Annotated in this window: 24 protein-coding genes; 8 read left to right on the forward strand and 16 right to left on the reverse strand. The window is 71.4% G+C overall.

Features of this window, described 5'->3' with window-relative positions; translation table 11 throughout:
• Position 1: 1 nt before the first annotated feature.
• The 14 genes from ACIGXP_RS08605 to ACIGXP_RS08670 form a co-directional block, all read right to left on the reverse strand.
• The gene (locus tag ACIGXP_RS08605; protein WP_399765628.1) at positions 2-583 is read right to left on the reverse strand and encodes a helix-turn-helix domain-containing protein; all 582 of its coding nucleotides are present in this window, start codon (positions 581-583) and stop codon (positions 2-4) included.
• A gap of 46 nt (positions 584-629) precedes the next feature.
• Entirely contained in the window at positions 630-1,535 is a 906-nt protein-coding gene (locus tag ACIGXP_RS08610; protein WP_399765631.1) for a LysR family transcriptional regulator, read from the reverse strand.
• Positions 1,536-1,566: 31 nt separating this feature from the next.
• Positions 1,567-2,760 carry a glycine C-acetyltransferase gene (locus ACIGXP_RS08615; RefSeq protein ID WP_399765634.1) on the reverse strand — a complete coding sequence of 398 codons (1,194 nt, stop codon included), beginning with the start codon at positions 2,758-2,760 and terminating at the stop codon, positions 1,567-1,569.
• Positions 2,761-2,798: 38 nt separating this feature from the next.
• A complete protein-coding gene (tdh, locus tag ACIGXP_RS08620) occupies positions 2,799-3,827 on the reverse strand; it encodes an L-threonine 3-dehydrogenase (RefSeq protein ID WP_363219849.1) in 1,029 nt (342 codons plus the stop codon).
• A gap of 189 nt (positions 3,828-4,016) precedes the next feature.
• Complete coding sequence (locus ACIGXP_RS08625) at positions 4,017-4,592, reverse strand: GAF domain-containing protein (RefSeq protein ID WP_399765639.1); 576 nt, start codon at positions 4,590-4,592, stop codon at positions 4,017-4,019.
• A gap of 61 nt (positions 4,593-4,653) precedes the next feature.
• Positions 4,654-5,253, reverse strand: a complete 600-nt coding sequence (locus tag ACIGXP_RS08630; protein WP_363219847.1) for an ATP/GTP-binding protein — start codon at positions 5,251-5,253, stop codon at positions 4,654-4,656.
• The gene (locus ACIGXP_RS08635) at positions 5,231-5,602 is read right to left on the reverse strand and encodes a DUF742 domain-containing protein (RefSeq protein ID WP_363219846.1); all 372 of its coding nucleotides are present in this window, start codon (positions 5,600-5,602) and stop codon (positions 5,231-5,233) included. Before ACIGXP_RS08635 ends, ACIGXP_RS08630 begins: the two co-directional genes overlap by 23 nt.
• A 2-nt stretch (positions 5,603-5,604) precedes the next feature.
• Positions 5,605-6,039 (reverse strand): roadblock/LC7 domain-containing protein, encoded by a 435-nt coding sequence (locus ACIGXP_RS08640; protein ID WP_363219845.1) that lies wholly within the window; start codon positions 6,037-6,039, stop codon positions 5,605-5,607.
• Between the two features lie 95 nt (positions 6,040-6,134).
• Positions 6,135-8,465 carry an ATP-binding protein gene (locus tag ACIGXP_RS08645; RefSeq protein WP_399765644.1) on the reverse strand — a complete coding sequence of 777 codons (2,331 nt, stop codon included), beginning with the start codon at positions 8,463-8,465 and terminating at the stop codon, positions 6,135-6,137.
• Between the two features lie 496 nt (positions 8,466-8,961).
• Positions 8,962-10,038 (reverse strand): M14 family metallopeptidase, encoded by a 1,077-nt coding sequence (locus tag ACIGXP_RS08650; RefSeq protein ID WP_399765647.1) that lies wholly within the window; start codon positions 10,036-10,038, stop codon positions 8,962-8,964.
• A gap of 18 nt (positions 10,039-10,056) precedes the next feature.
• Positions 10,057-10,365: a hypothetical protein gene (locus tag ACIGXP_RS08655; protein WP_399765651.1), complete on the reverse strand. Its 309-nt coding sequence runs from the start codon at positions 10,363-10,365 to the stop codon at positions 10,057-10,059.
• A gap of 134 nt (positions 10,366-10,499) precedes the next feature.
• On the reverse strand, positions 10,500-11,237 hold the full coding sequence (locus tag ACIGXP_RS08660; RefSeq protein ID WP_399765654.1) for a TetR/AcrR family transcriptional regulator: 738 nt from the start codon (positions 11,235-11,237) through the stop codon (positions 10,500-10,502).
• Positions 11,238-11,342: 105 nt separating this feature from the next.
• Complete coding sequence (locus ACIGXP_RS08665) at positions 11,343-11,831, reverse strand: GNAT family N-acetyltransferase (protein ID WP_363220319.1); 489 nt, start codon at positions 11,829-11,831, stop codon at positions 11,343-11,345.
• Positions 11,832-11,907: 76 nt separating this feature from the next.
• Complete coding sequence (locus ACIGXP_RS08670; RefSeq protein WP_399765657.1) at positions 11,908-13,173, reverse strand: SpoIIE family protein phosphatase; 1,266 nt, start codon at positions 13,171-13,173, stop codon at positions 11,908-11,910.
• Between the two features lie 369 nt (positions 13,174-13,542).
• Here ACIGXP_RS08670 and ACIGXP_RS08675 point away from each other — a divergent pair, with 369 nt between their 5' ends.
• On the forward strand, positions 13,543-13,776 hold the full coding sequence (locus ACIGXP_RS08675; protein ID WP_399765660.1) for a hypothetical protein: 234 nt from the start codon (positions 13,543-13,545) through the stop codon (positions 13,774-13,776).
• A 22-nt stretch (positions 13,777-13,798) separates the two neighbouring features.
• On the opposite strand, the gene ACIGXP_RS08680 is transcribed toward ACIGXP_RS08675, so the two are convergent.
• Complete coding sequence (locus ACIGXP_RS08680; RefSeq protein ID WP_399765663.1) at positions 13,799-14,584, reverse strand: DUF6424 family protein; 786 nt, start codon at positions 14,582-14,584, stop codon at positions 13,799-13,801.
• A 221-nt stretch (positions 14,585-14,805) separates the two neighbouring features.
• Positions 14,806-18,435, reverse strand: a complete 3,630-nt coding sequence (locus tag ACIGXP_RS08685) for a helix-turn-helix domain-containing protein (protein WP_399765666.1) — start codon at positions 18,433-18,435, stop codon at positions 14,806-14,808.
• Positions 18,436-18,824: 389 nt separating this feature from the next.
• Here ACIGXP_RS08685 and ACIGXP_RS08690 point away from each other — a divergent pair, with 389 nt between their 5' ends.
• The 7 genes from ACIGXP_RS08690 to ACIGXP_RS08720 all read left to right on the forward strand — a co-directional run bounded on the left by ACIGXP_RS08690 (position 18,825) and on the right by ACIGXP_RS08720 (position 23,848).
• Positions 18,825-19,244, forward strand: a complete 420-nt coding sequence (locus tag ACIGXP_RS08690) for a hypothetical protein (RefSeq protein WP_399765669.1) — start codon at positions 18,825-18,827, stop codon at positions 19,242-19,244.
• Positions 19,245-19,356: 112 nt separating this feature from the next.
• Positions 19,357-19,554 carry a hypothetical protein gene (locus ACIGXP_RS08695; RefSeq protein ID WP_399765672.1) on the forward strand — a complete coding sequence of 66 codons (198 nt, stop codon included), beginning with the start codon at positions 19,357-19,359 and terminating at the stop codon, positions 19,552-19,554.
• Positions 19,555-19,927: 373 nt separating this feature from the next.
• Positions 19,928-21,223 (forward strand): peptidoglycan-binding protein, encoded by a 1,296-nt coding sequence (locus ACIGXP_RS08700; protein WP_399765675.1) that lies wholly within the window; start codon positions 19,928-19,930, stop codon positions 21,221-21,223.
• Positions 21,224-21,310: 87 nt separating this feature from the next.
• A complete protein-coding gene (locus tag ACIGXP_RS08705) occupies positions 21,311-21,682 on the forward strand; it encodes a peptidoglycan-binding protein (RefSeq protein ID WP_399765678.1) in 372 nt (123 codons plus the stop codon).
• Between the two features lie 73 nt (positions 21,683-21,755).
• Positions 21,756-22,154: a peptidoglycan-binding domain-containing protein gene (locus ACIGXP_RS08710; protein WP_363217889.1), complete on the forward strand. Its 399-nt coding sequence runs from the start codon at positions 21,756-21,758 to the stop codon at positions 22,152-22,154.
• 6 nt (positions 22,155-22,160) lie between these two features.
• On the forward strand, positions 22,161-22,577 hold the full coding sequence (locus ACIGXP_RS08715; RefSeq protein ID WP_399765681.1) for a peptidoglycan-binding protein: 417 nt from the start codon (positions 22,161-22,163) through the stop codon (positions 22,575-22,577).
• 218 nt (positions 22,578-22,795) lie between these two features.
• Positions 22,796-23,848 carry a DUF2690 domain-containing protein gene (locus ACIGXP_RS08720; RefSeq protein WP_399765684.1) on the forward strand — a complete coding sequence of 351 codons (1,053 nt, stop codon included), beginning with the start codon at positions 22,796-22,798 and terminating at the stop codon, positions 23,846-23,848.
• The last annotated feature ends 5 nt before the right edge of the window (positions 23,849-23,853 follow it).

Here is a 23,853-nt window from a genome sequence, read left to right on the forward strand (position 1 = left end):
CTCACGGCCGCACCACCGCCAGCACGTACCGCGCCCCGACCGCTCCGCCGCACCGGAACCGGGTCGGGCCGAAGACGCGCATCCGCAGGCAGTCGCCGGTGCCGAGGTGGTGGGCCTGTTCCCCGACGGTCACCTCCAGCGCGCCGTCGAGGACCCACAGATGCTGTTCCAGCCCGGTCACGGGCGGGCGGTCGTAGGCGACGTCGGCGCCCGGTGCCAGCCGGCCCTCGACCAGTTCGCCGCGGAGTCCGGTGTGCGGCGGGGACACGGCCCGCCGGACGAAACCGGAGCCCGGGTCCTGCCAGATCTGCTGGTCGGCGGCCCGGACCAGCGGCTCGGGGCCCGCCTCGACCTCGCTGAGCAGCTGGGACATGGTGCGGCCGTAGACATGGCAGAGCCGGTTCAGCACGGCGGCGGTGGGGCTGATCTCGGCGCGCTCGGCGCGCGACAGGGTCGACCGGCTCACTCCGCTGCGCTCGGCCAGCTCTCCCAGGGACCAGCCGTGCTGGGTGCGCAGTGCGGCCAGCCGGGCGCCGAGCCGGGTGTCGAGTCCTGTGTCGGGGGGATCCTGCGGGTCTCTCATATTCGGGACGGTATCCCTGATACGAGACGGCTGCGTTACGGAACCCTCACGCCTCCTGCGCCGCCCGGCCCAGCGCCTCCAGCACGGGCCGGATCAGGGGGTGCCCCTCGGCACCGCGCCGTACGGCGGCGAAGACACGGCGGGTGGGCGCCACGCCGTCGACGGGGCGTACGACCACGCCGGTGAGGTCCATGCCGTTCAGGGCGGAACGCGGTACGAGGGCCACGCCCACGTCGGCCGAGGCGAGGGCCACGACGGCGCGGAAGTCGTCCGAGGAGTGCTCCAGACGGGGCTGGAAGCCGGCGTGCTCGCAGGCGAGGACGACCACGTCGTGGCAGGGGTTGCCGGGGTACGGGCCGATCCAGGCGTCCTTGGCCAGCTCGGCCAGGGGGATCTCGGCGGCGTCCGCGAGGCGGTGTCCGAGGGGCACGACCGCGTCGAACGGCTCGGCGTACAGCGGCAGGTGGGCGAGCCGGGGGTCGTCGGCGGGCGGGGCGCCGCGATACTCCACGGCGACCGCCACATCGACCTGCCGGTCCAGCACCATGGGCAGGCTCGCGTCACCCTCGGCGTCCTGCACGCGGATGCGGATGCCGGGCGCGGTGTGCGCCAGCCGGGCCACGGCCGGGGCCACGACCTGGGCGATGCCGGTGGCGAAGGCGGCGACGGTGACCGTGCCCGCCTCGCCCGAGCCGTAGGCCGCCAGCTCCGCCTCGGCCCGCTCCAGCTGGGCGAGGACGGCGTTGGTGTGGCTGAGCAGGATCTCGCCGGCCGGGGTGAGCCGTACGCCCTTGGCACCGCGCTCGACCAGCCGGTGTCCGGTCTCCTGCTCCAGTGCGGTCAGCTGCTGGGAGACCGCCGAAGGGGTGAGATAGAGCGCGGCGGCCGCCGCGGTGACCGTGCGGTGGTCGGCCACCGCACGGAGGATGTGGAGCCGCCGTGCTTCGATCATGCCCTCCATTATCCCAGGGCGTACGCCCTGGTCAGGCCTCCAGTTCGGCGCGCGCCGCGACGAACGCGTCGACCGCGCGGTTGACGTCGTCCATGGAGTGCGCGGCGGACAGCTGGACGCGGATGCGGGCCTGGCCCTGCGGGACGACCGGGTAGGAGAAGCCGATCACGTACACGCCCCGCTCCAGCAGCAGCTCGGCCATGCGGGCCGCCTTCGCCGCGTCGCCGATCATCACGGGCGCGATGGCGTGGTCGCCGGGGAGGATGTCGAAGCCCTCCTCGGTCATCCGGCGGCGGAACAGCGCGGTGTTCTCGTTCAGCCGGACCCGCAGGTCGTCGGCGGACTCCAGCAGGTCGAGGACCTTCAGGGAGGCCGCGGCGATCACCGGCGCGAGGGTGTTGGAGAACAGGTACGGCCGGGAGCGCTGGCGCAGCAGAGCGACGATCTCGGCGCGGGCGGCCACATAGCCGCCGGACGCGCCGCCGAGGGCCTTGCCGAGGGTGCCGGTGACGATGTCGACGCGGTCCATGACGCCGTGCAGCTCGGGGGTGCCGCGGCCGGTCGGGCCGACGAAGCCGACGGCGTGCGAGTCGTCGACCATGACCATAGCGTCGTAGCGGTCGGCGAGGTCGCAGATCTCGCGCAGGGGCGCGACATAGCCGTCCATGGAGAAGACGCCGTCGGTGACGATCAGGCGGCGCCGGGCGTCGGACGCCTCCTTGAGCTTGGCCTCCAGGTCGGCGAGGTCGCGGTTGGCGTAGCGGAAGCGGCGGGCCTTGGACAGGCGGATGCCGTCGATGATCGAGGCGTGGTTGAGGGCGTCGGAGATCACCGCGTCCTCCTCGCCGAGCAGCGTCTCGAAGACACCGCCGTTGGCGTCGAAGCAGGAGGAGTACAGGATCGTGTCCTCCTGGCCGAGGAACGCCGACAGCCGGGCCTCCAGCTCCTTGTGCACCTCCTGGGTGCCGCAGATGAAGCGGACGGAGGCCATGCCGTAGCCCCAGCGGTCGAGCGCGGCGTGGGCGGCGGCGATGACCTCGGGGTGGTCGGCGAGGCCGAGGTAGTTGTTGGCGCAGAAGTTGAGGACCTCGCCGGGCCGGCCGCCGGCGGTGACGTCGACGGTCGCGGACTGCGGGGTGCCGATGACCCGCTCGGGCTTGTGCAGTCCGGCGGCCCGGATCTCTTCGAGGGTGGTACGGAGGTCGTCGCGGACGGTGTCGAACATGGGGGTGCTCTCCTGAAGGTGCTTGCGGGTGAGGGGAGTTACGCGGTCCAGTCGAGGATGACCTTGCCGCCCTTGCCGCTCGCGGCGTCCGCGAACGCGGCCTCGAAGTCGCGGTAGCCGTACCGTCCCGTGATCACGGGGGCGAGGTCCAGGCCGCCCTCCAGGAGCACCGACATCGCGTACCAGGTCTCGAACATCTCGCGGCCGTAGATGCCCTTGATGGTGATCATCGAGGTGACGATCCGGGACCAGTCGACCGGGAACTCCTCGGCGGGCAGGCCGAGCATGGCGATGCGCCCGCCGTGCGTCATGTTGTCGATCATGTCCCGCATGGCCTCGGGGCGGCCGGACATCTCCAGGCCGATGTCGAAGCCCTCGCGCAGGCCCAGCTCCCGCTGGCCGTCGGCGATGGTGGACTCGGCGACGTTCAGCGCCAGGCTCGCCCCTATCTTGCGGGCCAGCTCCAGGCGCTCCTCGCTGACGTCGGTGACGACGACGTTGCGGGCGCCGGCGTGCCGGGCGACGGCGGCGGCCATCAGGCCGATCGGTCCGGCGCCGGTGATCAGGACGTCCTCGCCGACCAGCGGGAACGACAGCGCGGTGTGCACGGCGTTGCCGAACGGGTCGAAGATCGCGGCGACGTCGAGGTCGACGGGCACGCGGTGCACCCATACGTTGGAGGCGGGCAGGGCGACGTACTCGGCGAAGGCACCGTCGCGGCCCACACCGAGGCCCACGGTGGCCCGGCACAGGTGGCGGCGGCCGGCCAGGCAGTTGCGGCACTTGCCGCACACCAGATGGCCCTCGCCGCTGACCCGGTCGCCGATACGGATGTCGGTCACGTCCCGCCCGACCTCGACGACCTGCCCGACGAACTCGTGCCCGACCACGAGCGGGGTGCGGATCGCCTGCTGCGCCCAGCCGTCCCAGGCCCGGATGTGCAGGTCGGTGCCGCAGATACCGGTCCGCATGACCTTGATCAGTACGTCGCCCGGACCGATCTCGGGCTCAGGGACGTCCGTCAGCCAGAGCCCCGGCTCCGCCTTCTCCTTGACCAGCGCCTTCACGCGTGCCGCTCCTGTGGGTGAGGTCCCGGCCCGCGGGCATGCCGAAGAAGCCCGCACCGGGTCAGAGGGGTGGAATCACCCTGCAATCTGCCGTATGCGCGGGGCGCGGGTCCATCGAGCTTTTCTTAACCGCCGCCTCAGCTTTCCTTCACGCCCCGGGTACCGGGAGCCTAGGCAATGCCGGTGCTCTCACAGCGGCAGGCCGTCCTCGGCGCTTCGTTCGAGGCGTACGACGAGATCGGCGGCCAGCGCCTTGATGGCCTCCAGGCCTTCCCTCCCCCAGGTCCGGGGGGCCGTGTCGGCCGCGCACAGGGTGCCGAGCGCCATGCCGGAGCTGTCGATGAGCGGGGCGCCGAGATAGGAGCGGATGCCGTACTCGTCCACGACCGGGTTTCCGGCGAACCGCGGATAGTCGCGGACGTCCTCGAGCACCAGTGCCTTGCGGCGGACCACCACATGGGGGCAGAACCCGTGGTCGCGCGGCAGGACCCGGCCCAGCTGCGGCCTGCTGCCGTCCTCCCGGACGAACGGGGCGAGGAGGGGGACGCACAGGCCCGCGAAGAACTGGAGGTCCTCGCCGATGAAGTTGACCATGGCGTAGGGCGCGCCGGTGAGCCGGGCGAGATGGTCCGCGAAGGCGTCCAGCGCCGGGTCGGGACGGTCGGCCAGGCCGAGCAGGCGCAACCGGTGGACGCGCGCGGGGGCCTCCTTGTCCTCGGGGGTGAGCAGCAGACCCCGGACCGGCCGGGGCGGCTCGTAGGTCATGGCCGGGCTCCGGCGCTGTGGGCGTACCTCATGGGGCGGCTCCGTGGGCTAGAGGGCGGGATCACATGTGGGCGCCATGGCTCGGCGCGGGCGCCGGGGCGTGGGCGAGCAGGTGGCGTACGAGGGTGAGCAGGGTCTGCACGCCCGAGCTGGAGATCCGGGCGTCGCAGCGGACGACGGGGACCTCGGGGTCGAGGTCGATGGCGGCACGCACCTCCGCGGGGTCGTAGCGGTAGCCGCCGTCGAACTCGTTGATGGCGACGATGAAGGCGAGCCCGCGCTCCTCGAAGAAGTCCACGGCCGCGAAGCAGTCCTGCAGCCGGCGGGTGTCGGCGAGGATCACCGCGCCGAGCGCGCCCTCGGACAGCTCGTCCCACATGAACCAGAACCGCTCCTGCCCCGGTGTGCCGAACAGGTAGAGGACATGGTCCGGATCGAGGGTGATCCGGCCGAAGTCCATGGCTACGGTGGTCTCCATCTTGTTCTCGACGCCGTCGAGACTGTCCGTGCCGACACTGACCGTGGTGAGCAGCTCCTCGGTACTGAGCGGCGCGATCTCGCTGACCGCGCCCACGAAGGTCGTCTTGCCGACCCCGAACCCGCCCGCCACCAGGATCTTCAGCGCGGTGGGGAACGGGTCAGAGCTGTCGTCGTAGTCCATCGAGCACTGCCTCCAGCAGAGACCGGTCAGTGGGTGTGTGGTGGAAAACGGGGGGCTTGGTGGTCAGCGCCCCGCAGTCGACGAGGTCCGAGAGCAGCACCTTGGTGACCACCGCGGGCAGTTTGAGATGTGCGGCGACCTCGGCGACCGAGACCGGTGACCGGCACAGGTCGAGCGCCTGGGCGTGCTCGGGGCCGAGGTAGCCGAGCGGGGTGACGCCGGTGACCATCACCTGTGACATCAGGTCCAGGGCGATGCTGGGCTTGGTACGTCCGTTGCTGACCGTGAACGGGCGCACCAGCCGTCCGGCCGCGTCGTCCAGCCAGGGCCCGTCGCCGGCTGCGGCCACCCTCAAGGCCTCGTCGCCGTGGGTTCGGCGGCGTGCTGCCGGGGCGCGGTCACCAGGTAGGGCCGGACGCTCTTGACGAGCATCGCCATCTCGTAGCCGAGCACGGCGGCGTCGGCCTCCCGGCCGGCGAGCACGGCGAGACAGGTGCCGGAGCCGGCGGTGGTGACGAACAGCAGGGTCGAGTCGAGTTCGACGACGACCTGGCGGACGTCGCCGCCGTCACCGAACCGGACGCCCGCGCTGCGGCCGAGGGAGTACAGGCCGGAGGCCAGGGCCGCCATGTGGTCGGCGCTGTCGATGTCGAGACCGTGCACGGACTTCACAAGCCCGTCGCAGGACAGCAGCACCGCGCTGGTGGTGTGCGGTACGCGCTGCACGAGGCCGCTCAGCAGCCAGTCGAGGTCGGACGCGTGGGCGGTCGGCGCATCGCTCGCCATGGTGGATCGACTCCTTGGGTTACGTAAGGTCTGCGGGAGCGCTGGGTGCGGATGGGTCGGGGTGGTGGGGGTGGGGGCGGGTACGGTGCGGGTGGTCAGTCGGCCGGGGCGCTCCCGTCGGACCGGCCGGCACCGCGAGCACCGTCGGATGCGGGCGCGGGGGCGCGTTGCTGGGATATGGGGGGCACTGGGTCGGTGAATTCCTGCGGTGCCGACTGAAGTTGATGACTGATCAGGTGGGCGGAGTCCGTGTGAGCGGACTCCACGTGGCTGGAATCCACGTGGCCGGACTCCATGTGGCCGGGCTCCATGTGGCCGGACTCCATGTGCGCGGACGGCATGTGGGCTGAGCCCGTGTGCGGGGAGCCCATGTGTGCCGGGTCCGGGTGGCTGCTGGAGTTCAGGTGGCCGGAGTCCAGGGCGGTGCGCTCCTGGCTCTCCATGTGCTCCATGTGCTCCATGTGCTGCTGTGCCTCGGCGAGTCCGACCCCACGCTGGAAGGCGGCCATCAGCCCCGGGTCGTGGCCCGGCACGGTGTCCATGTCCTGGCGCGGCGCGGGGCCGCCGCGCAACTGGGGGACGATGTGCTCCTGGGCACGGCGGCGGGGCAGCGGGGGCTTGCCCATGGTCCCGCGCACGGTGCCGGTGCGTGGCGTGGGCAGGATGCCCGCGTGGGCTTCGACCGCCGCCCGGTCGGCGGCACTGACGCCGGGTACGGCAGCGGCGGGCGTGGGCCGATCCTGACGGACGCCCCGCACCGGAAGCGGCAGCGGGGCACCGTCGTTCCGCCCGCTGTCACCGCTCGCCGTACCGCTCTCCGTGCCGCGCCACCCGCTTTCGTGCTGGGCGTGCCGCCGCCGAGCCTGTCCGGTACCGGAGCCGGCCCCGCCCGTGGAGGCGAGCGGTGCGCCGGAGGCCGGCAGGGTGTCGGAGGCCGGTGGGGCAGCCCCGGTCCCCAGCCCGGTACCGTCCCCGTCCTGCGCGGGGCTCGCCTCCGCGGGACGCACTCCCGGCGGCGACGCGGGAACAGGCCCCTGCGCCCGGCCGAACCCGTGCCCCTGTCCGAGCACATGTCCCTGCTCCTGCGCGTACCCGTGCTGGTGCCCCTGGCCCGGCGCCTGTGTCTGCCCCTGGAGCCGCACAGGGCGCGCCGCACCGGCGCCGGCCGCAGTGTGCGGCTGGGAGACGCCGGTTCCGGCGGCCGCGCCGGGCACGCCGGGTGCCGTACCCAACAGCGCCTGCGGGACGACGAGTACGGCCTGCACACCGCCGTAGATGTTGCTCTGCAGGCGCACATGGATGCCGTGCCGCCGGGCGAGCTGGGAGACGACGTAGAGGCCGATGCGGCCGTCTGCCAGCAGGCTGGCGACGTTCACCTGGTCGGGGTCGGCGAGCAGGGCGTTCATCCGGTTCTGTTCGCCGACGGGCATACCGAGTCCGCGGTCCTCGACCTCCACGGCGAGCCCGGAGGTGACCAGGCCCGCGCGGAGCAGCACCTGGGTCTGCGGGGCGGAGAACACCGAGGCGTTCTCGATGAGTTCGGCGAGCAGATGGATGACGTCGGCAACGGCGTGGCCGCGCAGTTCGCCGTCGATCGGCGGCACCAGCTTCACCCGGGAGTACTGCTCGACCTCGGCGATGGCGGAGCGCAGGACCTCGGTCATGCTGACCGGGTTGCTCCACTGGCGCCGGGAGACGGCGCCGCCGAGCACGGCGAGGTTCTCGGCGTGGCGCCGGATGCGGGTGGCCAGGTGGTCCACGTGGAACAGACCCTTGAGCAGGTCCGGGTCCTCGATCTCGTTCTCCAGCTCGTCGAGGATCGAGATCTCCCGGTGCACGAGCGACTGGAGCCGGCGCGCGAGGTTGACGAAGACCTCCAGCTTCTGCTCGCTGCCCGTCTGGCTGGAGAGCTGGGCGGCGCGCACGACGGCGGTGACGGCGCCGTCGTGCGCGCGGTCCAGGTCGGCGGCGAGCAGTTCGAAGTCGTCGGCGTCCTCGGGTGGGCGGCGGCGCGGCGAGCGCTGCGGCGGGGGCTCGCCCTGGCGCAGCGCGTCGACCAGGGCGTGCAGGTCGGCCTCGCCGTGCGCGGCGGTACGGCGCAGGGCGGCGACGCGGTCGGAGACCGAGCGGGCGGCGCGGTCGGCGGCCACGGCGGCGATGAGGATGCCGGCGACGGTCACGGTGACCGCTCCGGCGAGCACGGCCCACAGCATGGGCCCGGTGCGGGTGCCGGAGGACCGGATGCTGAACAGGACGGCGGCGGTGGCGCTGAGGGCGACCGCGACGGGCGGCAGCACGGCGAGCCGCATGAGCTGGGGCCGTATGTGCGTCTCGGGCAGTGCGGGAGCGGGTCGGGCGACCGGTCGCCCGTGCCGTCCGCCCTCCCGGCGGTCGGCACGGCCGGCCGGTGCTCGGAGGTGAGACATCTGCGTCCTCGTACTTGTCCGTCGGGCTGCCATGCGGCCACTGACAGTAGTCGCCTCTGCCTCATGTGCGGGGGGCAGTTGACAAAGTCCCGCACGATCGGTCCCGCTCTGGTATGAGCCTTCGCACAAGAGGCCGATAACCCAGGCCGGTCAAGGGAGTTGGACTTCAAAAGAGATCGGTACGACTCGCACATGATCGGTCATGGCGATGCACTGGGAACCCTCGACCGACGCGGCAAATCATTACGGAGAGTAATATCTCTGGCCCCCGACTGGACCCACCCGGTCACCGCCGTGCGGTGGCGGCACCCGGGCTGAGGTGAGAGGAGGAGGGGGCGGGTGGCCCGGCCGGCGGGCGCACGGCCGTGGTGCGGGTGTCCGAGGTACGGCACGTGAGGAATCCGCACGCCACACTCGTGCCGCCGTCCATCGATCCGTTCTTCTACCACCGGGCCGGGTAGGAGTCGGCCGGAACCGGTCGCGTGTCGGTCGGTTCTCAGATCGCCGTCAAGCAGAACTGCACGAGCCCCGCGTCGACGTCCAAGATGTTGCGCTCCATCTCCCGCCACGATGGGTGGAAGCCGCCGGCCCGGTCGCCCCACTCCACGGTGAAGCCCAGGATGGCGCCCCGGGTATGGGTGGTGTCGGCGAAGTGCCGTGCGTAGGCGTAGTCGTCGCTGGTGCCACAGGTCGGATACAGGTGGAAGGCGGACTTCGGGGTGTAGGTACGGCCCGCGACGCCCCGCACGGCTTCGCAGAACTGCTGCGCGAGGTCGACGGCGTCATTGGCGTCGTCCTTCGGGAAGTACTCCCCATATGTGCCGTTGCCCAGCCCTCGCCGGTGGTCGAAGACGGAGTTGAGGAAGTTCTGGTCCTCGTCCTGCGACTGGTTCTCGTCGTCACCCCAGTTGGTCAGCATGTCGTCGGAGTAGCTGTGCACGTCGACGAACCAGCGGGTGCGGGGGTGGCTGTCGAGCAGCCGGCGGACGTTGCGGGTCTCGGGCTCCGAGAAGGGGCTCGGGCCCTGGTAGACCTCGCTGGCCGGGTCGGCCGAGACCTGTACCGGGGCGCTCGGGGCAAAGGCCTGCGTGAAGTCGAAGAGGAAGTCGTAGTTGCGGTTGATGTCGACGCCGATGCGGGCCGGGTCGCCGCCCGAGTTCGCCGGATTGCGGTTCTTGCGCCACATCGGCTCGACGGTCTGGCTGTAGCGTCGGCCGTCCGGGTTGACCAGGGGAAAGACGACGAGCTCCAGCTCGTCCACGATGGTGCGCACCTGGTCGCTGGTGAAGCGCGTGCCCCCGTAGCCGAGTCCGGTGCCGGTGGCGTAGGCCTCCAGCAGGTCGGCCGCGAAGTGGACGAGGATCTCGCAGCTGCCCCACTCCCGGGCGTGCACGCCGCCGATCAGTACGGCGCAGTCCTTGGTACCGGCGGGGGCGGAGCCGATCCGCAGGGCGTGGCAGATCCGGCCCTCGACCGACGGCTCGGGCAGGTCGATGAGTGCGCTGGTGGCCGGGTAGGCGGTGGCCAGGCTGGTCACGGCGGAGTCGACCTCGGTGATGTTCAGGTACGGCATGGTGTCCTCCTGAGCGTCCTACTCCTTGGCGGCCAGGCCGCGGGGGACCGCGTCGGCGGGGGCGAAGCGGTCGCCCTGGCCGACCTCGGCCTGACGGGCGCGGCCGACGGCCGTGGCGTCCTCGATCGTGGTGACCTGGACTCCCTCGCGTTCGAGGGCCTCTGCCTGCTCGGCGGTCACATAGGCGTCGATGGCGACGGTGCCGTCGTCGGAGCGGTGGGGACGGCCGCCCACGTCGGGGCGGGCGTCCCGCAACAGGGCCCGCAGGGTGTCGGCGTCCCGGGCGGTGACGCGCACCCGGAGGATGGGCTCGGAAGTGCTGGGCATGACGGGCCTCTTCCGGCGCCGTCGGGCTGCCGGGGCGGCACGGCGGCGCGCATGAGCACGGGTGAATGTACGGGTGGGAGCGCGCGCAGTGCGGAATATTCGGTAAGCATATGCCCGATGTGTACGTCGTAATCTCAGGGTGCTCCGCCCCGGTAGAAGGCGTCAAGCGGGGGCTCGGGGAGGCTGCCGAGGAGGCTGTCCAGGCCGGTCATCAGCTCCCGCTCGTCGTCGTAGTCGCCGAAGCGCGGGACGAGGGCGCGCAGCCGCGGGTACTCGGCCGCGGGCAGCCGGTGCAGGCCGAGGCGCAGCATGACATCGGGCTCGTCGGGATCGTCGACGACCTGTCGCTTGTCCACGAGGAGGCAGCCGAGGGTCCAGGCGACGAAGGTGCGGTAGACCGTCAGCGCGGTGGCGTCGTCGAATCCGGCGCGGGTGAGGACGGCGAGCATGTGCTCGGTGAGCTGGAGCCAGGCCCTGGGGCGCCGGGCCACGGGCACGGCGAGCGGGCGGGTGGCGACCACCGGCAGGATCTGCGGATGCGCGTGCACGACAGCGGCGAACGCCCGCGCCACCCGCCACAGTTCGGCCCGCCAGGGCGGCTCGGCCGGTGCGGCGCCGGCGCGGGGTTCCTGTGCCGAGGTGCGCAGCCGTTCGTTGACCTCCTCGAAGAACGCCTCGACCAACCCGTCGAGCAGCCCTTCCTTGCCGTCGGTGTACCGGTAGAGAGCCATCGGCTCCACGCCCAGGTCGGCCGCCAGGCGCCGCATGGTCAGAGCCGCGAGCCCGTCGCGGTCGACGAGGGTGACAGCCGCACTGAGCACCAGCGGGCGACTGAGGCGTCCCCGCCGCTCGGGGTTGTCCCGCTGAGCCATGACCGCACTCCGGATACGACGTACACTTCGTCCTTAATTGTACGTTTTACCCTTACAGGGCTGCCAGCCCAGTGCTCAGCAGTTCCAGCCGTGCAGGTGGCGAGCTCAAGCGAGTTCCTTCCGCATCAACGTGCACATCGTTTCGTAGCGGCGCAGCGATCCATCAGGAGCTTGCTCGTCCCACGAGTCCGGCTGACGGTCGTACGCGACATATCCCAGTCGTTCGTACAGTGCACGTGCCCGGGGGTTGTTTTCCTCCACCGCCAGCTCGGCCCGCCGCAGACCGCGGTTCCTGATCCGCAGTTCTGCGGCTTCGACAAGGAACGTGCCGATCCCACACGACTGCAATGCGGGGTGGACCGCCAGCTGCCACAAAGTGCCGGCACCTTCCTTGACCCGGTAGTCGACACCGCCCTTCGCCACAGGGATGTTGGTGGCAGGGCAGACCGCCAGGTAGTCGACCTCACCGATCCGGGCACGCTCCAACTGCTCGGCGACGCGGGCCAGGTGGTGGGCAGACCCTGCCCACCCGCACGACGCCAGGTCCGCATGCACGAAGTCACGGGCTGACAGCTTCAACACAACGCCGGTCATCTTCAGTACCTCCGGCGAGCCAGCATCCCCGCCGGTCACAGGGGACGCAAAGCCATTTCCCCGACCCTCGACCTGATCAGTACGGTCGGGTCGTTCGGTCCAGGCGGACGACGACGATGGCGATGTCGTCGTCGGCGCCGCTGGCGAGGCCCAGGCGGGCGAGGAGGGCGTCGGCGAGGTGCTCCGCGCCGAACTCGGTGCACGTGGCGAGGGTCGAGGTCAGGCGGGTCAGGCCGGCGTCTATGTCCTCATCGCGGCGTTCGATCAGGCCGTCGGTGTAGAGGACGAGGGTGTCGCCGGGCGTGTAGGTCGCGTTGGCCTGCGGGCGGGGGACGTGTTCGGGGCGGGCCCCCAGCGGTGGGTCGGTGGCCTGGTCGAGCAGCTCGCAGGAGCCGTCCGGGTGCAGCAGTACGGGCGGGGGGTGGCCGGCGCTGCTGTAGATGAGCAAGTGGCTGTGGCAGTCGACGAGGACCTGTACGGCGGTGGCGGCCAGTGCTCCTTCGACCGAGCGGGCGTACAGCCCCAGGACCTCCAGCGCTTGGGCGGGGCCGTGGACGGTGCGGGTGGCGGCGCTCAGTGCGCTGCGGAGCCTGCCCATGACGGTGGCGGCCATCAGCCCGTGACCGACCACGTCGCCGACCGTGACGGTGAAGCGGTCCGCGGGCAGGTCCACCGCGTCGTACCAGTCGCCGCACACGTTCAGTGATCCGGTCGCGGGCAGGTAGCGCACGGCGATGTTCGGGTGCCGGGCCAGGTCCGGGGAGTGGAGCATGGCTTCCTGGAGGGCGACGGCGATGCGCCGTTCACGGGCGTGGGCCTGTCGCAGTTCCTCGTTCAGCTGCTGCAGTTGCCGCGCCCGGGCGTACAGTTCGGCTTCCATGGCCGCTTCCCGGCCGGGGCTGACCGACGGCAGGTGCGCCGTGCGGCGGGAGCGGACGACGTCGGTCATGTCCTCGGACCGGTGGATGATCCAGGCGACCTTTCCGTCCGGTCCGACGACGGGCACGTTGATCGCGGTCCACCACCGCTCCTTGAAGACCTCGGGGTTGCCGGGGACCGGGATGTCGTACTTCTGCAACGCCATGTGATCGGTCTGGCCGGAGGACAGGACACGGTGCAGTGAGGCCTTCAGCGTCTCCACCCCGTCGGCCTCCGGGTCGGCGGGGTTGTCCGGGAAGGTGTCGAAGAGGTACTGCCCGAGCAGCTCGGCCCGGCTCTGTCCGGTCACCTCGCAGAAGGCCGGGTTGGCGTCAGCGATCACCAGGTCCGTGCCGAGCACCAGGCACGGGCTCGGAAGGGCGGCGAACACCCCTGGGTAGTCGATCGTCGGTGTCACACGCATTCCTGCCAGTCGCTCGCTCCTCAATCTACGGAAGGTCCAGCTCCCGCGCCCGCCGAGCCCGCTCGTGGGCACCGCGGGCAGCTGCGTACGTTCAACGGACGTCCGCCGGGATCAGGGCCCGCCGGATCACGTGGTGCCCTGGTCCGGCCCGGCCGGCCCTGCCCCGCGGCGGTGTCGTGGGGGCGGCGGTGTGTGACGGCGTCGTGGGCAGTGGCTCACGCATGGCCGGGCAGTGCGGGCGGGCCGCTGCGGGGCAGCAGGTGCGCAGCGGACTGACGAGCCGCATCAAGGGGGACGTGGAGGGGACGTCGCCCGGCGTCCGGCGTGCCGGCCACGGTGGTGCAAAGGCCGTCGACCCACGACTCGGCCGTGCGTATGTGCGGGGTCGGAGATCATCTTCGATCGCGGTCTGGGGGACACGAGATCCTCGCGGAGCACACGAGGCACACCGTCGACCTGCTGCTGGACCGCTCCCGCCTCCTGGCCGAGCGGGTCGCCGCCGGGCAGGCCGCTGTGGTGGGCCTGTGCTACAGCCTGGCCGACGGGACCGCGCGCCTCGTCGCGGCCCGTGGCCTGGACATGCCCGTCGCCTTGGCTCGGTGAGGACCAGAGGCAGGGTCCTCGGTCAGCTCCTCGAAACCGGCGGGCGGTCCGCTTCGTACTGCTGCCGGAATGCCTCCTGGGCCACCGGATGCTCCGCGTCGAGCACCAGTACGTCTCCGCGGCCCCGCGCCTGCTCCAGCTGCGGGTACAGCGCGGAACGCTCCGGCGCGTAGAGCACCTGGACGCGTCCTTCGCCGGAACCCCGTTCCGCTATCGGGGCCACTGCCACCGGATGGCCGCCGACGTCGGTGACCCACAACTGGAAGTCGTCCTCCTTGAAGAAGACGATCTCGGTGATCGGACTCGGGTAGTGGTGGACCCCACCGCCCTGCGGCAATTCGGCGGAGTGCACGTCATGCGGCAGCGGGACACTGGCGTTGCAGATCGAATCCGTCCACTTCTTCACTCCGTCGGCATCCGTGATGGGGGTGTCCAGGAGCTCTCGGATGCCGAGCTTCTCCACGGCTTCAGGGAAACGCGCGTACACACGACGGGCGTTCTGGCGCAGCAGATCGACCTTCGCCGGATCGGCACAGAATTGGGCGGACCACTCGATTCCCGCGAGATTGCGGACCATGAACCAGCCATCGTCGTCCTTGAGCCACAACCCTCCGCCGTGGTGGTCCTCGACGGGTTCCGGACCGTAGAAGGGCGGATTCAATGTGTCGACCAGCTGGTGCATTTGCTTCCGGGAGGCGATGTACTCCGGAGAGTCCCGCCGGGGTTCATGCCCGGGGATGTTGATCGTCCAGCCCAGCTTCTCCGATTCAGTGTGCGGCTTGCTCGGGCCTGCCCGCGTTGCGTCCATGGCGCCCTCCTCGTCGAGCGCTGTGCAACCTTCATGAGACGGCTTTCATGCGGATCCATGTGCGGCCGGAGGGTCGAAGCGGCGTAAGCCATCGTGGGGTCGGGAAACTCACGAGCCGACGAGGCGCAGACGACGCAAACCGTTGATTGCGGACGCTCTGCCGACCTCCTTCCACGCTACGACCTGCACGGGTGGACTGCCACCGCGGGTTACCGACGGGCCTACGCGCATCGGTCTGGCTGGGGGATGCTGCGGGCGTAGTGCGTCCAGTCGGTGGGGCCTGCGTGCCGAAGTGTGCTGCATACCAGGGCACGGACGGTGTCCGGGGTGAGATCCCAGAGGCGGACGGTGCCGTCGAGGGCGGCGCTGGCGAGCTGATTGCGGTGGGGATGGAAGGCGAGGCTCTCGATCATGTTCTGGTGGCCGGTCAGGATGGCATAGGGCTCGTAGGCCGTGGTCTTCCAGATGCGGATGGTGGTGTCTCGGCCGGCGGCGGCCAGGAGGGTGTCGTCGCTGCTGTAGGCGACCGTGCGCACGGCTGCGGTGAATTCGGCCAGGGTGTGCGCCAGGCGGGGCCGACGGCCGGTCACGTCCCAGACCTTGACTTTGTGGTCGTCGCCGGCGGAGGCGAGCCGAGTGCCGTGGTGGTTGAAGGCGAGGCTGCGGATGGAGTCGGTGTGGGATCCGACCAGGATGGGCGCGGCCGGGCTGGTGAGGTCGAGTTGGTGGATCTGGTTGACGTCGTCGCCGAAGGCGATGCGGTGTTCGTCGTGGGGACTGATGGCTACCGCGCAGATGGCTCCGTCGCTCAAGTGGATCGGGCGGTGCAGTTCCTTGCCGGAGCGGTTCCAGATGTGGAGGGTGCCGTGGGAGTCGCCGGCGGCGATGACGTTGCCGCTTCGGCTGACGGCGAGTCCGCACGTGCCGGTGTCGTTCACCGGCAGCAGCGTGCGTTCGTGTGTGCGTGTGGTGGTGTTCCACAGTTGTACGCTGCCGTCCCAGCCGGCGGTGGCGAGCAGGGTGCCCGCGGCGTTGGCGGCGGTGCGGTAGACGATCCCCTGCTGTGCGGGGAAGGCGCCGAGGTAGGTGCGGGCGCGGCCGGTGGTCCACACGCGGGGGGTTTCGCCGCCACTGGCGACGAAGGCGTGCCCGCCGCGGACGTAGGTCACGGTTTCTTGCTGACTGCCGTGGGCGTCGGGCAGGGGGCCGCGGGTGAGGTCCCACAGGGCGGTGGTGCCGTCCTCGGAGGTGGTGACCAGGGTGCGGCCGTGGTCGGTGAAGCCGACGGCGCGCACCGGTTCCGTGTGGCCGGTGATCGACAGCATGGGCAGTTCGCGGGACACGCTCCAGAGGGTGGCCTGCAGGTCGTCCCCGGCTGTGGCGACCACGGCTCCGTCGGGGCTGAAGGCGACGGCGGTCAGGGCGCTGCCGGTGACTGGGGTGGTGAGCACCTTGGTCCGGTCCTGTTCCGGCTGCCACAGGATCGCCAGGTTGTCATGTCCGACCGCCGCGATGCGGCGGCTGTCGGGGCTGAAGGCCACCGACAGCAGATTGGCGCCGGGAACATGCCGGCGATTTCGCAGACGTCCGTCGGCGGCGTCGCGAACAGTGAGCGTGCCCCGCTGACCGGCCGTGGCGATGCGCGTGCCGTCCGGGCTGTAGGCCAGGCCCTGGGCGATCTCCTTGTCGCAGGTGAGGCTGTACGGCCGAGCCCCGGCCGGGTCCAGGCCGGTAACCGTCACGCATCCCTGGAGGGTGGCCACGGCGAGCTGTCGGCCGTCGGGGCGGAGTGCCAGGGCGGCCACCGGAGCTGTCAGAGAGAAGGTGCGAGAGACTCCTCGCCTCCACACCCACAAGCGGGCTTGCTTGCCCACCGCGACGGTTTGTCCGTCTCGGCTGATGGCGAAGTCCTTGAGGTACGACAGCGGGAAGAGCGAGCCGTTCCCGGAGTCGAGGCGCGGTCCCACGGGCTTGTGGGTGGCGAGGTCCCAGAGTTGGACGTGGTGCTCGCGATCGTACGTGGCCAGGGTGCGGTCGTTTGCGGCAAGTACGTGCGTGAGCCGGCCGTGCTCGCCGGGAGCCGCCGCCAACCGCTCCTTCAGCAGGTCGCCCTGCGTGCTCAGCAGGGCGCCGCGGGCTGTCGCGGCGCCGTCGTCCAGCCGTACCGCTCCCAGGGCCAGCAGTTGGGCGGTTTCCGACAGACCCCGGCCGCGGGCGTCGGCCGCCGCAGCGGACAGGGCCAGGGACTGGGCGTGTGCGGTCTGGTCGCGGGCGACCGTCCCTTGATGCACCGCGATGACGGCCAGGGCGACGGCCAGGAGGCTCAGGACGGCCAGGGCCGCCGTGAGCCGGCGCAGGCGCCGGATCTTGGTCCGCTCGGCCCGCTGGTCGGCGTCCTGCTGCTGGACGGAGGCCCGGACGAACTCGCCCTCATGCGGGCCCATGCGGCGCCGTGCGATGAGTTCCAGGGCGGCGGCAAGGCGCGTCCCCCGGTACAGCAGGTGGGGGTCCTGGCCCTCCTGCGCCCAGGTGCGGGCGGCGGTGGTGAGCTGCTGGTGGGCACGCAGCGCGACACGGTCGGAATCGATCCATTCGCGCAGCCTGGGCCACGCCCGGAGCAGGGCCTCGTGGCTGACCTGCACCTGGTCGGCGTCGACGGTCAGCAGCCGGGCCCGGGTGAACGCCTCCACGACCCCCTCCGCCGCCGGATCCGCTTGGACCAGGGCGTCCCGGTCGGCCGGTTGACGGACGTCGTCCTCGTTGTCGCCGACCCGCACCATGCTCAGCATCACCCCCTGGGCCGCGTCCTGCTCCTCGGGACTGAGCCGGGCGTAGACGCGTTCTGCGGTGGCGGCAACGGCACCGTGGATGCCGCCGGTGCGCTCGTAGCCGACGACGGTGAGGACGCCGTCCTGGCGATGCTGCCAGGTGGCACGCAGGGCATGGGAAAGCAGCGGCAGCGCCCCCTGCGGGCACACCTCGGAACCAGGGGCGCTGCCCAGATCCCGCAGCAGCACCTCCACCAGCCCCGGCTCCAGGGTGAGCCCCGCGGCAGCGGCCGGCTCGGCGATCGCCTGCCGCAGCTCGGGAACCGTCATGGGCCCCAGCGGCAGCACCCGGTCGCGGAGCGAGGCCAGCAGTGACGGATGGGCCACGCAGTGCCCGTAGAAGTCGGCGCGCACGCCCAGCACCACGGGCAGGCCGTCGGCCGCCCGGCCGCACAAATCACCAATGAAGGCATCCCGTTCCTGCGGGTCCCCGCATAGAGTGAACAGCTCCTCGAACTGATCCACCATCACCAGCGCGTACGACTCCAGGGCCTGCTGCCGGTCATGGCTGCGCCACTCGTCCAGGGGGCGCGCGGTGGGCGTCAGGTACAGCACCCCCGAGCCCGGCTGCCGCTCCGGCAGGGCGCCACGCGCGGCTGCCGCCGCCAGCCCGGCCCGCAGCAAAGACGTCTTGCCGATCCCGGACGGACCGATCACCACCGCCGGATGACCGGCTGTCCTCGGGTCGGCCAGCAGCCCCAGCAGGTCGGCCACTGCCCGATCCCGGCCGAAGAACCAGCGGGCGTCCTCGGTCCGGAACGACGTCAGCCCCGGATACGGGCACACGTCCGGAACCGGAGCGGCGGCGAGTGCCATGAGTGCACCACCGGCCTTGAGGGCCGCATCGCAGGCCCGGGCGAACTGCGCACTCGGCCGCTGATGGCCGTTCTCCAGCCGGCTGAGGTAGCCCTTGCTCGTCCTCAAGACGTCCGCGAGCTGCGCCAGCGACTTGCCCTCCGCCCGGCGCAGCCGGCGAAGTTCCGCACCGAAGCTCGTGCCGTCAGCAGTTCCGTCCGGTGCCATGCCACGCCCTCCCGCCCGACCGGCGAAAGGCGGGCACCCGGCCAAACGACGTGTGGCGAACACGGTCACGCACGGCCGTGGATCGCCGCCGCAACCCATTGCCGACGGCGCCCGGCGCGCTGTCCGGCCCCACCTTCCGGTGGCCGCCGGGGTTCGCCGCCGCGGGCGGCAAGCGCGTTGCGGTAGCTCATGACAACTCCCGGCGCCGGACCGCGACACCACGCGGACGACCGAGCCGGGCGAGGAGAAGGCCAGCTCAGAGCTGGTTTCCAGGTACCCGGACGGACAGGAAACCGGTAACTCCTTCCGCAAGGTCACGCGGCCCGGGCACGGTCCATCCCGTCGGGCAGCCGCCCGGCATCCGCACCACGGACCGGAAGGTGAACCACATGTTCACAGCGCAGAAGAAGAAGGCCGTCACCCTGGCGATCCTGGTCGCCCTCGGCTGCGGCGCCACCGCGACCACGGCGTCGGCCTCGGCCTCGGCCTCGGCCTCGGCCTCGGCGGCCCAACTCCCCAAGGCCACAGCGGCGTCCACGGCCACCTCGGCCGTCTCCCACCGCGTCCCGTCGCCGGCCTCGTCGGCGCACGAGCAGAACGCGCAGGTCGCCCCCTGGGGGCCGGCCGCCAAGGTCCTCCTGATGAAGGCGGGGCTCTGGCAGTCGCTGATCAACGCCGTCAAGAACGGCCGCGACACGTTCATGGTCTGGTACCACAACCTCTCCGGCTGGGTCGTCGTGGCCCTCGACGACCTCGAGATCACCGCCGATGACCTCTTCGACTGGATCAACTCCCTGCTGGGGGGCTGAGCAGGCGGAGCGACCTCGATCCCGTGGCGGGCGGACCACTCACCCGGCTGCCCGCCACGGGCCCCTCAAGGCATGACCGGACGACCCCACCGCGAAAGACGGAGAGTTCACGATGCCCCACCTTGTTCGCCGCCGCCTCCTCGCCCCCGTCGCCGCCCTCTGCGCCGTCACCGCATCCCTCGTCCCCGCCGCCGCGGCCCGGCCCGCCGCACCGGCCGCCGCTGGCCGCGTCTGCCTGTTCCTGGCACCCGACGGCGTACCTCTTGTCGGCCATGTGGGCTGGGCCGTCATGACCGACGACGGCCGGTAGTACTCCGGTGCCACCGAGACCGACGACGCCAAAGACGGCCATGGCAACTGGCTGCGAGGCCCCGAAGACGTACGCGCCATGCTCCAGCAGGTCCGCGTCGAACCGGCCTCGGACCACCGCCCCGTGGAGGCACGTGACCTGACGTCGCGTCACCCCCTCCACCGCCACTCCGAGCGCAGCCGACGCCCGTCCCACGAGATCGCTCAGCCGCAGGTCAGCGGCCTGGGGCGTCCCAAGGCGTCCCATCCGGCCGTCAGCGGTGGAGGGACGGTGGCGCGGTGATCAAGGATGGTGGTCGCCGGCCGGCTCCCCCCCAACGCCACTCCATCCATCCCTCCTGGGCATGACCCGGGACAACTGGGAGAGAATCCACGTGTCCACAACGACCCTCCGCATGCCCACGCGTGCGGTCGGCGCCCGCGTCACCTCGGTGACGCTCGCCCTCGCCGTGATACTCGTCGGCCTGCTGTTCGGCCCGGGGGTGTCCCAGGCTCACGCGGCCGACGTGCGCCTGCTCCAGCGGGACCTCGCCGGCCTCAGCTACGCCCCGCTCAGCGGTGTCGACGGCGTCTACGGCCCCCAGACCACCGACTCGGTGCGCCACTTCCAGCGCGACAACGGCCTGGCCGTGGACGGTGACGCCGGCCCCGCCACCATGACCGCGCTCACCGCGAAGGTGAAGCAGGTCCAGAGCAAGGCGGGTACGACCGCCGACGGCGACTACGGACCCGGCACCCTCAGCGCGGTGAAGACCTACCAGAGCGCGCACGGCCTGGACGTCGACGGCATCGCCGGCCCGCAGACCATGGGCGCGATGAACATCGACCGTGTGACCTCCAGCGGCACCGGCACCAGCAGCGACACCAAGCTGCTGCAGCGCAACCTGGTCGGCCTCGGCTACCTGGGCGCCGGCGGCGTGGACGGCATCTACGGTCCGGCCACCAAGGACGCGGTGGTGTCCTTCCAGAGCGACAACGGCCTGGACGTCGACGGCATCGCCGGCCCGCAGACGAACTCCGCGCTCACCGCGAAGGTCAAGCAGGTCCAGAGCAAGGCGGGCACCCCGGCCGACGGCGACTACGGCCCGGCCACCCTCAGCGCGGTGAAGACCTACCAGAGCGCGCACGGCCTGGACGTCGACGGCATCGCCGGCCCGCAGACCATGGCGTCCATGGGCATCGCCCGCGAGACCGGCGGCGGCAGCTCCGGCGGCGAGAGCGGCGGCACGCCCAGCGTCCCCCCGCTGTCCGGCAGCGCCCGTGACAAGATCGTCCAGGCCGCGCGTTCGCAGCTCGGCGTCCACGAGTGGGGCAACAACTGCAACCCCTACGGCCCGTGCGAGGCCTGGTGCGCCCTGTTCGCCAGCTGGACCTGGCGGCAGGCCGGTGTCGACTTCCACACCGCGTTCAGCGGGGACTTCTACTACTACGGACGCGAACACGGCACGCTGCACAGCGGTCTGAGCAACCCTCAGCCCGGTGACGCCATCGTCTTCGGCAGCGGTCCGCAGAACACCAACACCAGCGTGCACGTGGGCATCATCGAGAAGGCCAACGCGGACGGCACCGTCGACACCATCGAGGGCAACTCCAGCGACCAGGTGATCCGCCACCACTTCGACCCGGCCTCGCGCGGCGCCTACGCCATCGTCTCCCCCGCCGGAGCCTGATTCGCCTCCGGGCCCAAGAGCCGAAGGCCACGGCCACGGCCACGGCCACCCACCACATCGATCCGTCCACGAAGGAAAGAAACAACCATGCGTGTGAAACTCGCCGCCGCCACCACCGGCCTACTGCTGCTCTCCGGCCTCGGTATCGGCGTCGGCACCGCAACCAGCGCCTCCGCCCTCTGGCAAGGCAACTACTGCAGCATGTACACCACGGCCGAGCCTCAGGTGAGCTACGGCAGCACCGACGACGCCGTCAAGGCCGTCCAGTGCGCGCTGAACCGCAGTGTGAAGAACGCGAACCTCGCCGAGGACGGCATCTTCGGCAAGCAGACCCGCAGCATGGTCGTCAAGTTCCAGGGCTGCGCGGGCCTCGCCCAGGACGGCATCGTCGGCCCGAAGACGTGGCGCCAGCTGGATGTCTGGAGCAGCTGGGACACCAAGGCGGACTGGATCTGCTGACCCCCGCTCCCTCCGGGCCGCCCCGTCGGGGCGGCCCGGCCCCACGACTCACACAAGAGGAACTCCCTTCATCATGACCGCAATCCGGACCGTCAAGGCCCTGTCCACCCTCGCGCTCGCACTGTCCGCAGCCGGCACGCTGCTGCTCTCGGCGCCCGCCGCCCACGCCGGCGAGTACCTCGACACCTGCCTGGACTCCGTCGGCGCGCGCACTTCTCCGAACGGCGTCTGGAAGATCCCGGCCCGCAACTACTCCCAGGGTTCGTCGGGAGTGTGCGTGAAGGAGATCCAGGCCGACCTCGCCTCCACCATCGGGCTGGACCTCGCCGACGCCGACGGATTCATCGACGGCCGGTTCGGCCCCAAGACCGATGCGTACGTGCGCCGGTTCCAGCAGACCTACCACCTTCAGGCGGACGGCGTCGTCGGCCCGCAGACCTGGCAGATGCTCGTCTCCATGACGAAGGACTGAGCGGCGATGACCCGAACGAACAGGACGGCAGGCCGGCGCGCCGGCGGGGCCGCCGCGGTGCTCGCCGCTGTGGCGGCACTGGCTGCCGGGGGCGCGACCCCGGCCCAGGCCGGCTGGGACGGCACGCTCCAGGCGTGCAAGAACACGTACGGATCGGAGCACTACCTGGGCTGGGACATCCCCACGGTGGTGCTCGCCCGGGGCTCGACCGGAGTGTGCGTGCAGGAACTGCAGGAAGAGCTGGTCGAGGCGGGAGCGGTCGCGGTCGCCGACCGACCGGGCTTCGTCGACGGGGTCTTCGGACCGAAGACGTACGGCGCGGTGGTGAACTATCAGCTCCGGCACGCGGTGACGGGCGGCGCCGACGGCGTCGTGGGGCGGTACACCTGGCACAGCCTGATCGCTCAGGTCTACTTCGAGTAGCCGCGTCGCCCGGCGTCGCGAGTGGCGCGGCTAACACCTTCTCCGCGGCGTGTGCCGTCGCGGCGGCGCGCTGCGGCGACTGTATGCTTCCGTTCGACTTTCAGGACCGGAGCACCGGGCCTGAGGCGGGGGGCAGTCAACTACGGGGGCCGGCGGCGCGCCGGTGCGTCGCTGTGCCCTCGGCTCGGGCTGGTGTTCCATCAGCGAACGGGCTCACAGTGAGCGACAGAGATCTCCCCGCAGTCAGACCTGAGCCTGGCTCCGATGCCAGGCTGCACGCGGAACTGCTTGCGCTGAAACAACGGTCGGGACTCAGCTACGCCCGGATCAGCGCGCTCACCCATTACTCGAAGTCGTCCTGGGAACGCTGGATCAACGCCAAGCAGTTCCCGCCCCGCGGCGCCGTGGAGAGCTTCGCCCGCGCCGCGCGGACGCAAGCCGCGCCGCTCCTCGACCTGTGGGAGCAGGCCGAACTGCTCCGGGTCGCCGGCGCCGAGCCGGCCGAGCAGCCGCTTCCGGTGTCCGAGGGGGAGCCTGCGGCCCCGGAGAACGGGGATCCCACGGCCGGCCCTCCGGGCGGGTCGGACCCGGAACCGGCCGTGCCGGGACCGGACCGGCCGCGGCCCGCCGCGCCCGAACCCGGCGCGGGCGAGCAGGACATGCGCGAACCTGCCGTAGCCGGGCCCACCGTGCCCGGTCCGGCGGACACCGCTGGTGACGGCGGTGCTTCCGCCGGCGGCGCGGGCTTCGTCCGGCGCCAGGGACGCGGCCGCCTGGTCGCGATGGTGGCCGCGGCCTGCGTCGCGGTGGCGGCGGCCGGTGTCGCCGTCGTTCGGTACTCCTCGGACAACGCGGAGGACGGTTCGCACACCGCGGGCGGTCGTGCCTCCGCGTCCCACGCCGCCGCACACGGCGACCCGGTCGGCTGCACCCACGCCGGCTGCACGGGCAAGGATCCGATGACCATGGGGTGTGTACGGGACGGACAGACGCTCGCCCTGATCCGCAACCAGAACATGGTGATCGAGCTCCGGTACAGCAGCGAATGCGGCGCCGCATGGGGGCGGATCACCTATGCCAAACCCAAGGCGGTCGTCGACGTGGACAACTCCAGCGGCACCACGGAGGCCACACCGGTGCACTGGGGCAACGACGTGTACTCCCCGATGGCCGAACTGGGCCCCGGCCAGACCGCTTGGGCGTGCGGAACACAGCCGGACGGAAAGAGCCGGACCTGCACCACGCACAGTCCCGTACCCGCCGGGCACTGATCCGC

This window comes from Streptomyces sp. NPDC053069 (assembly GCF_044546895.1).
Taxonomy (GTDB): domain Bacteria; phylum Actinomycetota; class Actinomycetes; order Streptomycetales; family Streptomycetaceae; genus Streptomyces.